Annotated in this window: 11 protein-coding genes; all 11 read right to left on the reverse strand. The window is 75.3% G+C overall.

Annotated features, from left to right (window positions below; all coding sequences use genetic code 11):
• Nucleotides 1-1,776 (reverse strand): putative baseplate assembly protein (locus tag C1I95_RS28045; protein WP_233513935.1); only part of this gene is annotated, 1,776 nt, incomplete at its 3' end.
• Nucleotides 1,773-2,240, reverse strand: a complete 468-nt coding sequence (locus C1I95_RS28050) for a GPW/gp25 family protein (protein ID WP_111218261.1) — start codon at nt 2,238-2,240, stop codon at nt 1,773-1,775. The genes C1I95_RS28050 and C1I95_RS28045, both read right to left, overlap by 4 nt.
• Entirely contained in the window at nt 2,237-2,575 is a 339-nt protein-coding gene (locus C1I95_RS28055; protein ID WP_111218263.1) for a hypothetical protein, read from the reverse strand. Before C1I95_RS28055 ends, C1I95_RS28050 begins: the two co-directional genes overlap by 4 nt.
• Entirely contained in the window at nt 2,575-4,170 is a 1,596-nt protein-coding gene (locus C1I95_RS28060) for a contractile injection system protein, VgrG/Pvc8 family (protein WP_111218265.1), read from the reverse strand. The genes C1I95_RS28055 and C1I95_RS28060 overlap by 1 nt, the downstream gene beginning before the upstream one ends.
• Nucleotides 4,167-4,916: a CIS tube protein gene (locus C1I95_RS28065; RefSeq protein WP_111218267.1), complete on the reverse strand. Its 750-nt coding sequence runs from the start codon at nt 4,914-4,916 to the stop codon at nt 4,167-4,169. Before C1I95_RS28065 ends, C1I95_RS28060 begins: the two co-directional genes overlap by 4 nt.
• Complete coding sequence (locus C1I95_RS34945; protein ID WP_146605875.1) at nt 4,916-5,542, reverse strand: hypothetical protein; 627 nt, start codon at nt 5,540-5,542, stop codon at nt 4,916-4,918. The genes C1I95_RS28065 and C1I95_RS34945 overlap by 1 nt, the downstream gene beginning before the upstream one ends.
• A 1,045-nt stretch (nt 5,543-6,587) precedes the next feature.
• Nucleotides 6,588-7,067 (reverse strand): phage tail protein, encoded by a 480-nt coding sequence (locus tag C1I95_RS28075; RefSeq protein WP_111218271.1) that lies wholly within the window; start codon nt 7,065-7,067, stop codon nt 6,588-6,590.
• Nucleotide 7,068: 1 nt separating this feature from the next.
• Nucleotides 7,069-8,325: a phage tail sheath family protein gene (locus tag C1I95_RS28080; protein WP_111218273.1), complete on the reverse strand. Its 1,257-nt coding sequence runs from the start codon at nt 8,323-8,325 to the stop codon at nt 7,069-7,071.
• Between the two features lie 27 nt (nt 8,326-8,352).
• Nucleotides 8,353-9,042, reverse strand: coding sequence for a carboxypeptidase-like regulatory domain-containing protein (locus C1I95_RS28085; protein ID WP_111218275.1), 690 nt, complete (start codon nt 9,040-9,042; stop codon nt 8,353-8,355).
• Complete coding sequence (locus tag C1I95_RS28090; RefSeq protein ID WP_111218277.1) at nt 9,039-9,647, reverse strand: glycine zipper family protein; 609 nt, start codon at nt 9,645-9,647, stop codon at nt 9,039-9,041. Before C1I95_RS28090 ends, C1I95_RS28085 begins: the two co-directional genes overlap by 4 nt.
• 13 nt (nt 9,648-9,660) lie before the next feature.
• Nucleotides 9,661-9,996, reverse strand: a complete 336-nt coding sequence (locus tag C1I95_RS28095) for a hypothetical protein (protein WP_111218279.1) — start codon at nt 9,994-9,996, stop codon at nt 9,661-9,663.
• Nucleotides 9,997-10,037: the final 41 nt, after the last annotated feature.

Raw genomic sequence — 10,037 nt, forward strand, 5'->3', positions numbered from 1 at the left:
CTGTTGGCCCGCGGCGTGGATGTGGCCCAGCTCGTCCAGAAGGACCGACCGTTCGGCCTCGGTCCGGTACGCCGCGACGAACGACTTCGCCTCGTTCGTCATCGAAGCGACCCCGGCGGGCGCCACCCGCTGCACGGTCTCCCCGTCGAACCGCCCCGCCGGTTCCCAGCCGGCCCCGGCGTTGGTGGAGCGGAACAGCACCGGGCCGCTGCCGGCGTACCAGGTGCGCGGCTGGTACTGGTCGGCGGCGAGGGTCCGCACCTGGTTGTCCGGTGCCTCGTCGACCACGAACCGCACCGACTCGACGTAACGCACCCCCGGCTCGGCATGCTCCAGCAGCCGGTACACGTTGGAGGCGCGCAGCGGCTCGCCGAACGCCCAGCCGGCCGGGTTGAGCGCGGTGGGCAGCGGGCTCAGCGTCTGGTGCAGCCGGTCGTGGATGCGCCGGCGGACCGCGTCGACGTCCTCCTCCCGGCGCACCACCACCCGGGCCCGGATCGACACCGCCTTGTACCGCGCCCAGCTCGCCCGGCAGGTGGCACCCAGCGAGCGACGCCGCTCCAGGTCCGCCTCGACCCGCAGCCGGGCCTCCTCCACCTCGTGCTCGCGCAGCACCTCCACCGGCAGCTGGCCGCCGGGCCGGGCGTCGGCCGGCACGTGCGGCACCAGCACCACCTCCACCTCGCCGGGACGGGCGAAGCTGTACACGGCGGCCCGGGTGAACGCGCGGGCCCGGGTCACCCCGCCGGAGGCGGTGGCCAGCACCTCGAAGTCCCGGGCGGTCACCGCGCGCTGCTGGGCGAAGAAGGCGTACGGTCCGCGCAGCAGCACCGACTCCATCGCCTCCATCTCCCGCCCGCCGGCCGCCGGCAGCGGGTTGACCACCTTCACCCCGGGCAGCGGGTCACGCAGGCTGGTCAGGGTGCCTGCCGCCACGTTGCCGGCCGGCCCGCCACCGGCGCGGTACCAGAGCCGCACCTGCCGCCCGGCCGGCGGCACCGCCGCGACCGCGCCGTCCCCGAAGGACAGCGATCCGTCGGTCGGATCACCGCCGGGCGCCCGCAGGTCCAGCGCCGGGGCGAAGGTCACCGTGCCCGAGCAGCGGTCCACCAGGTACGCCTTGTCCTGCGGGCCGAGGCCGGCGAAGCTGTCCACCGCCCGCCAGATCTCGAAGGTGCGTCCCTCGTGTTCCCGGGCCGCCGCGCCCAGCTCCACCGACCCGGCCGGCACCTCGACGCCGAGCAGCAGGTCGAGCGATTCGGCGGTACGCGCCAGTGGCGCCCGTTCGGCGCGCAGCACCTGCCCCGGCGCGCCGGTGCCCACGCCCAGCAGTTCCGCCTCGACCGGCTCACAGTGGTGCATCCGCACGGTCGCCTCGCGCTGCCCGGCGGCCAGCAGCGCCGGTTCGCAGGTGACGAAGACGACCGGTCGCGGGTCGGCTCCGCGGGCCGCGGCCACCCGGGTGCCGGCCGGGATCCGCAGCGGCGTGTCGTCGGCGCCGGTCCGGGTGAAGCGCACGTCCGCCCAGGCCGCCGACGGGGCGTGCCGGGTCACCCCGAGCAGGTTCAGGAAGGAGACGTACGCCTTCTCCGGCAGCTGGTTCAGCCGGTAGATCATCACCTCGGTGAGGTGCGCGAACGCCTCCAGCAGCGCGATGCCCGGGTCGTGCGCGGACAGGTCGGTCCAGCCCGGGCAGGACTGCCGGATCCGCTCCCGGGCCTCGGTGACCAGGTCGAGGAAGGTCCGGTCGTCCAGGTGCGGCACGGGCAGGGTCATCGCCCCTCCTCTGTCTCGGTGCCGGGGCCGGTCGTCGGCCCGGTGGGCGGATCGTCGTCGGCGGGCAGCAGGTCGACCGAGAAGACCAGCTGACCTGGGGTGAGGCTGGCCCGGATCCGGTAGTCCAGCCGGATCACCAGGCGCCACGGGTCGTCCGGGTCCGGCCCGGCGTCCACGTCGAGCACGTCGATCCGGGGCTCCCACCGGGCGATGGCCGCGCGGACGTAGTGGATGGCCAGGCCGGCGGTGGTGTCGTCGTTCGGGGCGAAGACCAGCCGGTGCAGGCGTGAGCCGTACCCGGGTCGCATCAGCCGCTCGCCCGGCGTGGTGGACAGCAGCAGGAACAGCGCCTGGCGTACCGTCTCGTCGCCGTCGGTCATGGCCAGCCCGCCGGCCGCGGTCAGCGCGAGCCCGCCGCCCTGACCGGGGTCGAAGCCGGCGCCGACGAACCGGATGGCCCTCACCGGTCGGCCCCCACGAACCGCTGCCGGGGGTCGCGCACCCGGTACTTGAACTGGCCGGGCGGGCTGCCGTCGGTGAAGCCCTCCAGGTGCGACAGCACGATCCGCTGGCCGTCGACGCGTACCCAGTCGCTGTAGCCGACCCGTACCGGCTGGGTCTTCGTACACGGCTTGACCGTGGCGCCGTAGTTCGGGCAGGCGACGATCTCCCGGCCCAACGGGTCGTCGGCGACCAGCACCGGCACGCCGGCCAGGGTCACCCACTGTTGCGACGCCTGGTTGCGGACCCGGCCGTCGTGGCTGCACCTGATCACCGAGTCGCGGTGGATCCAGCGCATCAGCCGCCTCCTTCGTGGTGGGCGCGGGCCAGGCTGCGGGCCCGCTCGGCGGCGGTCTCCGCGTCCTCGGCCGCCTCGGCGTGCAGGAAGTCGATGCTGCGGGCGCGGACCACCATCGCCCGGCCCGGTGCGGAGAGCACCAGATCGCTGGCGGCGTGCAGGGTGGCCAGCTGCGGGGTCAGCTCCAGCCAGCTGCCGGCGTCGGTGCTCAGCCTCAGGCTGCGCGCCACGTCGTCGACCACCACCTGCTGCCCGCCGGCGGTCCGCAGCGACCAGCGCCGGGCCCGCCCGTCGTCCACCCCGGTGTCGTACGGCTCGACCGTGCCGAACAGCGAGCCGAGCACGACGCCGGAGGCTGGTTCGCCGCCGGGCAGCGCCACCAGCACGCTGTCCTGCGGATCGGGCAGCGCCACCAGTCCCTTGCCTCGGCCCGCCCCCGGGCAGAGCACCGCCAGCCAGCCGGCGTCTGCCCCGCCGTACGCCGGCAGTTCCACCCGTACCCGGCCCAACCCGTCCGGGTCCGCCACGTCGGTGACCGTGCCCAGGGTGACCACGGCCGGGGCGGGCGGCCCGGCCGGTGGTGCTGGCGGCGGTGCGGTGGAGAAGCGGCTCAGGTGCCCGTTGGCGTCGAGGATGTGCACCACCTCGGTGAGCACGTATGTGCCCGCCACCGCCTCGGCCACGCCGGTCAGGCGGATCCGGCGACCCGGGCGCAGCGCGGGGTCGCCTTCGGCCGTTCCCTCGGCGGTGACCAGGGCGGCGGCCCGGGCGTCCAGCCGGGCCTGGGCCAGCGCGGCGATCTCGTCGTCGCTGCGGCCCGGCTGGTCTAGCGCGGTCCGGGTGCCATCCGCGCCGACGTCGGCCGGATCCGGGTTTACCGGCGTGTCCCGCCCGCACCGGGGCGTGCCGGCGCGCTGGGCGATCGCTTCGGCCCGCTGCGGGTGCCAGCCGAGCGCCGCGCTGTCCCCGACGGCGGTGTCGGAGTTGACCGACAGCCGCAGGCCGTGCACGTCGCGGCCCAGTTCGAGGGGGATCGCCGCGCCGTGGCCGTCGAGCGTCAGCAGGCGCAGCACGTCGCCGTCGACGCTCAGGTGCAGCCCGGCCCGGCCGGTCACCTCCAGCAGCAGGTCGAGATCGCTGGGGCGGTGGTGCGGCAGCCGGTCCAGCCGTGGTCCTTCGTCCTCCGCGTCGACGGTCAGCCCGAGGTCGGCGCAGAGCTCGGCGGCCAGGTCGGCGGCGGTCACCGACTCGAACACCCGCAGCCGCTGCCGCTTGCGCAGCCGGTGCAGCGCGTCGTACGCCCGGACCCGCAGGGTGGCGGCGCCGTCGGCGGCATATTCGACCTCGACGGCGGTGACCTCGCCGGTGAACAGCGTCTCCGGCTGGCCGTCGAGGCGGACGTCCAGGGTCGCGCCGACGTGCACCGGGCCGGTCAGCGCCGCCGCGCCGGGGGCGACGCTCAGCGTCACCTCGCACTGGGTGGGCCGGTTCAGCCGGGCGGCCACCCGCACCTGCGTCACCCGGCCGGTCAGCGCGTCGGGCAGCGGGTCGCCCGCGAGCAGCACGGTCAGCGCCCGGGGCGCGGCGGCGGTCACGACCCGCTCCCGGCGGCGACGCCGGTGCCGAGGCCCTGTTGCGGCGGCACGGCAAGGGCGGTGCCGGCGGGCACCGCGAGCGGGTCGGTGATCCGGTTGTGCTCGGCCAGCAGCCGCCAGCGCAGCGGCGAGCCGAGCGCGTCGTGGGCGAGCAGGTCGAAGCGTACGCCCGAGGAGTCGGTGGTGGCGGTGCCGTCGCCGGCGGCGACCACGGCCGTGCCCGGCGCGACGGCCGGGGTCTGGGCGACGGCCAGTTCCTCGGCGAAGCCCTCCCGGGCCCGGTCGGTGTCCTCGGCGACCCGGACCAGCTTGAGCCGCAGCCAGGAGCGGCGCGGCGAACCGGTGGCGGTGAACGCGTCGAACCGTTCCGCGACGGCGATGATCACCCCGGGCACGTTCCAGGTCTTGCCCCAGACCAGCCGTACCAGCGGCGGACGCACCCAGCCGTGCTCGACCGCCGAGTTCTCCGCGAGCATCCACAATGGACGGGTGAGGGCGCGGACGTCGGCGGGGCGCACCTGACCCTCGGCGAAGTCGGTGTCGAAGAGCAGGTCCAGGACGAGTTCGGTGCGCCCGCCGCCGGTGAAGACCAGCGGGTCGTCGGCCAGGCCGGTGCCGGTGAGCTGGGTGCCGGCGCTGCCCCGAGGCCGCACCCCGGCCAGCCGGGTCACCTGGACGGTCTCCGGGTTGAGCAGGCAGTCGACCCGTTCGCCGGTGGCGTCGATGAGGAAGGCGACCCGTTCCATCAGCCACCCGCCTGCTCACGGTCCAGCCGGCGCAGGTGTTCGGAATCGGCACCGGCCGGGTCGGGGACCGACCACAGGGGCCGGTCGTCGGGCAGGGCCGGCCACGGGTCGGGCCCACGCCACCGACCGCCCGGCCGCCCCGGCGGGTCGATGGCCGGCCATGGTGCCGTCGCGCCGTCCGGCCAGCGCCCGGCACCGGCCGGGAGCCCGCTACCGGGCCAGAGCCCGTCGCCGCCCGGCAGCGGGCCGCCGGTCGGAAGTCCGCCGTCCGACCGGAACCCGTCGCCGCCCGGCCGCCGGCCGCCGGCCCGGCCCCCGACCGCCCGCAGCCCGCCGTCCAGGCCCGGTGGACCGTCGCCGGCCGTCCGGTACCGGTCGGCGACGGACCAGGCGTCCCTGCCGGCCCGGCCCGGACCCGGGTACGTCCCGTCCGGGTCGGCGCCGAACCGGTCCCGTCCCGCTGGGCCAGCCCCCGGCCCGCCGCCGAAGCCCGCCGCCGATCCGGTTCCCTGCCCCGATCCGGTTCCCTGCGCCCATCCGGTCCCCCACGTCGATCGGGCTCCCTGCGCCGATCCGGTTTCCTGGCCCGATTCGGGTCCCGCCCAGGCCGGGGACGTTCCTGACACGGTTGGTCCGGTCCCCGCCAACCGCAGGTCCGATCCGTGCGGGCCCGGCCCTGTCCTGGGGAAAGCCGACTCCGTCGGGTGCGAATCTGGCGCGGTGTGCGGACGAATCCGGGTCAGGGCCTCGTCTGTCACCGCCGGCAGCCGGGTCGGCCGCGGCCGGCCGCCGTCCGGCGCTGCCGTCCCGAACCCGCCCACGGTGCGGTCCGGGCGTCCGTCATCGGCCGCCGGAGTGTCCGATGTGCCGGCGGCAGCCGTGCCGGGCGGCGCGGCGACCAGGGGCGGCCGGCCGGCGGTGCCGGCCCGCCGCCGGCGCGTACCCCCGGGCGACGCCGTCCCGCCGGACGACCCGGGGCCGACCCGCGGTACCCCGGCGTCGCCCCTTTGCTCTGCTTCACTCCACGCAACGCCCGGCGTCCGGTCTCCGGACAGGGACCGTTGCGTCGGTTGAAGCAGAGCAAAGGGGGGAGTGGAGGGCGGGTCGCCGCTGGTTCCCGGTGCCCCCCGGGCGGCTGCCGGTCGCGCCGTGGCCCACCAGACGGACGTGCCGTCGAGCGGGCCGGTGTCGCCGGCCCGGTCGGCGTCGCCCGGGGACGTGGTGCCCGTACCAGCCGAGGGTGCCGCCGGCCGGTGGTGCGGGGCGGACGGATCCGGCCCGGCCGCGCCGGCCGCCGACCCGCCGGTATCGGGGTCCTGGTGTCCGAGCGAAACGGGCCATGAAGCGCCGTCCGGGTCGGTCGCGGCATCACCCGGCGGTGCGTCGACGGCGAGGTCGCGCAGCAGGCCGGGGGCGTGCGCCGCGACCACCCGCAGCCAGTGTTCCGGCGGCTGGCCCGGGCGCCGGTACGCCCCGGCACCGGCGGCGGCCACGCCACCGACCGTGCCACCACCCGACCCGGCACCCGACTCCCCGGCCGACCCGGCGACCGTTCCGCCGGTTGGTCCGGCGACCGTCGCGCTGGCTGGTGCGGCGGTGGGGGAGGCGTCGACCACGCCGGCGATGCGGTCCACGGCGCGCGCCGCGGACCGGAGCCGGCCGGCGAGCCAGCTACGCGGGCGTCGGCGCGGCACCACCGGCCTCCAGTTCCAGGCTCTCGTAGCGCAGCGTCAGTGCCGCGATGGCGATCTCCTGGCCGAGGGTGTTCAGGTGGGCGCCCCGCCAGTTGGTCGGCCAGGCGTTGATCAGGTTCCAGCGCAGCACCTCGGCCGTGCCGGCCGCGTCGAGCAGCACCACCGAGACGTTGCGACGGTTGACCGTGCCCCGGGCCACCGCGTGCACCCAGTCCCACAACTCGCGGGAGGCGGTGAGGCCGAAGTGCAGGGTGACCGGCCCGTACTCGACCTGCCCGGGAACCATCCGGATCCGGTCGTTGCCCTGCTCCCGGTACGGCACCGCGGGAATGTTCACCTCCAGCCCGCTGACCTCGGTGAAGTGCCCGTTGGTGATGCCGTTGACCAGCAGTTTGAAGTTGTACGCCCGGTACGGGTCGACCGGGGCGCCCGGCTGCGGAGTGGCCGTGGTCGCCATGTCAGCCTCCAATCGTCTCGGTCTCGGTGCCGCCGGCCCACTGGCTCAGCTTGAACACCACGAACTCCGCGGGCTTGACCACGGCGATGCCGATGTGGGCGACCACCATGCCGGCGTCGCGGACATCCGCCGGGTTGGTCTCCTCGTCGCACTTGACGAAGAACGCCTCCTCGGGCGTACGTCCCAGCAGCGCCCCGTCGCGCCACACCCGGGTGAGGAAGGCGCCGATGTCCCGGCGGATCGAGCGCCACAGCGTGTAGTCGTTCGGCTCGAACACCATCCAGCGGGTGCCGTTGGCGATGGCCTGTTCGATGGCGATGGAGAGCCGGCGGACGTTCAGGTAGCGCCACTCGCTGGCCTCGGCGGCGAGGGTGCGCGCGCCCCAGACCCGGATGCCCTCGCCCGGGAAGAACCGGATCACGTTGACTCCCTTGGGGTTGAGCACGTCGTGCTCGGCGCGGGTGACCAGGCGGCCCAGGTCGACGGCGCCGCGGACCGGCTCGTTGGCCGGCGCCTTGTGCACCCCACGCAGGGCGTCGGTGCGGGCCCAGATGCCGGCGATGTGCCCGCTCGGCGGGGTGAGCACCAGCTCGCCGGAGAGCGGGTCGCGTACCCGTAGCCAGGGGTAGTAGAGGGCACCGAAGTCGGACTGCCGGGGCCGGTGCGACACCGGGCCGGCACCGCCGCCCCCGCCCGGGCCGCCCCCGCCGCCGGCGGCGGGAGTGTCCGGGTCACCGGCGTCGGCCGGCTTCGCGGGCCGGCCGGAGCCGGCCGTGGCGACCCGGGTGAGGGTGGAGACGTCGTCGATGTCGGGCGCCGGGTCGCAGATGGCGACCATGGTGCGGGTCTTCTCGGCCATGCTGAGCAGCGCCTCGTGCGAGACCGGGTCGTGGAAGCCGGGCGCGGCCAGGATGGAGATCTCGTCGACCGCCTCCAGCAGGTTCAGCCCGCCACGCTGGCGGCCGGTGCCGGAGATCGAGCCGCCCTCGCCGACGTTGACCACCCAGCAGCGGGTGCCGCCGTTGTCGAGGAAGCCGAAGACCGCCCGGGCCAGCGGGGTGCTCTCCAACTGGTCGCCGTCGGCGTACAGCCGTAGGAAGTCGGTCCAGTTGTTCACGGCGAGCGCCTCGCCGAGGTGGGCGGTGCGGTCCGGTGCGACGCCGACGAAGGCCGCGGTGCTGGTGCCGACCGGTCCGATCGGGCGGGCACCACTGGGCACCTCCTCGACGTAGATGCCGGGTGAGAAGTAGGTGGGCATCGGTTCGGTCCTCCCGTGCGGTTCGGGTCAGCGGGTCGGTGGCGCGCAGACGATGACGATGTCGGGGTCGGCCGGGTCGACCTCGGCCGTGAGCACCTGCCCCCGGCCGGTGAGCCGGAGCCGGACCGGGCCCGGGTGCTCCGGGTCGTGCGGCACGCCGACGAGCCGGAACCGGCCCGCCGGGTCGGTCTGCGTCGCGTACGGCTGACCGACGACCTCGACCCGCATGGCCGCGAGGGGCTGGTCGGCCGGGCCGACGACGCGCCCGTCGAAGGCCAGCATCTCCAGTTGTCGCAGCTGTAGCGGGCGCAGCACCGGCGCGGCCGGCTGGCTCGGATGGGTGACCTGCACGGCCACGTCGATCAGCAGCGACGGCCGCGGCGGCGCCCCGAACGCCGACCACAGCGTCGGGTCGCCGGCCTCCAGCACGAGCGTGTGCCCGCCCGCGGCGGTGGCCGCGACGAGCACCCGGTCCAGCGCGGCGAGGGCGTCCGGTCCGCCGGCGGCGAGCAGGTAACGGACGGTCAGCCGGTACGGTTCCGGGCCGCCGCTGCCCCGGGTCTGCCGGGCCGGCCGCAGCTCCAGCGGCCACAGGGTCAACCGCCCCGGATCGGCGTCGGGCCGGGGCGGACCGACCGGGACGGCGGCACCCGCCGCCCCGGCCAGCCACGCCGACAGCTCGGCGGTGGCCGTCTCGATCGGACCGTGTCCGGTCATCGCGGCGGCGTGCCCTGGATGCGGTACGCGATCGCCTCGTTCCACACGTGCGGGTAGACGCCGATCTCGAAGTACCGGGTGAACCGGTTGATCGGTGCGCCCGCGTGGTCGTGGTACAGCAGCCACACCGGCGCGATGGTGAACAGCACGTAGTTGGCCACGACCAGCGGGATGTACAGCGGACCGAGCAGGCGGGCCTGGAAGATGTGCACGTCCTCGTGCCGTTGGATGCCGCTGCTGGAGCCGGCGCAGACCGTGCCGAGGGTGGTGGCGTAGCGGGGGGAGACCCCCTCGACCACGTTGACCCGGCAGCTGTGCTGGGAGGTGACCCGATCCAGCGAGTGGCCGAAGACCAGGTGCAGCGCGAGGTAGATCGCGCCGACGATGGTGTTCAGCAGGCTCCAGGTGTGGTCGACGACGAAGAGGAACACACCCCGAGGACCGGACGAGTAGACCTGAGCCGAGGCGACCGCCCAGCCGAAGACGGCACCGACGAGCAGGCCGACGCCCGCGCCGACGAGCAGCCCGACGGTACCGCCGGCAAGCAGGCCGAACACGGCGCCCGCGACGACGTGGACGGCGGCGCTGATGATCCCGTAGACCATGACGCTGCTCCCTTCAGGCCCAGGAGCGGATGAAGCGGGGCTCGGTGCCCTGCGCCAGTTGGGTCGGCGTCGCCTGCCGGTTGCCAGGTGGCAGCTGGTTGATGCCGAGGGCGGCGGAGAAGATGACCAGGCCGTTGAAGAACGCGATGATCCACTTCTCGGCGCCCGCGTCGGTGGCGAAGGCCGCGGTGAGGTACGACAGCGCGAGGGCGATGCCCAGCGCGATCCACTTGCGGGCCGTGTCGGCGCTCGGGCCGATCAGTCCGCCGATGACATTCGTGGCGAGCAGCGTCGCGGCGCTCGCGCCAGTGAGGCTGCCCAGCGCGGCCCAGGTGAAGAGATCGTTCATCGCCGATCTCCCTTCGGTTCTGCGTGGTGCGGGGTGGGATG

Origin of the sequence: Micromonospora craterilacus, from assembly GCF_003236315.1 — a bacterium.
In the GTDB taxonomy this organism is placed as follows: Bacteria; Actinomycetota; Actinomycetes; order Mycobacteriales; family Micromonosporaceae; genus Micromonospora; species Micromonospora craterilacus.

Bases quoted from the DNA above. Each gene is read 5' to 3' on its own strand.
- C1I95_RS28065 (WP_111218267.1), bottom strand. From the start codon at position 4,916: ATGGAACGGGTCGCCTTCCTCATCGACGCCACCGGCGAACGGGTCGAC.
- C1I95_RS28090 (WP_111218277.1), bottom strand. From the start codon at position 9,647: ATGGTCTACGGGATCATCAGCGCCGCCGTCCACGTCGTCGCGGGCGCC.
- C1I95_RS28095 (WP_111218279.1), bottom strand. From the start codon at position 9,996: ATGAACGATCTCTTCACCTGGGCCGCGCTGGGCAGCCTCACTGGCGCG.
- C1I95_RS28085 (WP_111218275.1), bottom strand. From the start codon at position 9,042: ATGACCGGACACGGTCCGATCGAGACGGCCACCGCCGAGCTGTCGGCG.
- C1I95_RS28075 (WP_111218271.1), bottom strand. From the start codon at position 7,067: ATGGCGACCACGGCCACTCCGCAGCCGGGCGCCCCGGTCGACCCGTAC.
- C1I95_RS28080 (WP_111218273.1), bottom strand. From the start codon at position 8,325: ATGCCCACCTACTTCTCACCCGGCATCTACGTCGAGGAGGTGCCCAGT.
- C1I95_RS28055 (WP_111218263.1), bottom strand. From the start codon at position 2,575: ATGCGCTGGATCCACCGCGACTCGGTGATCAGGTGCAGCCACGACGGC.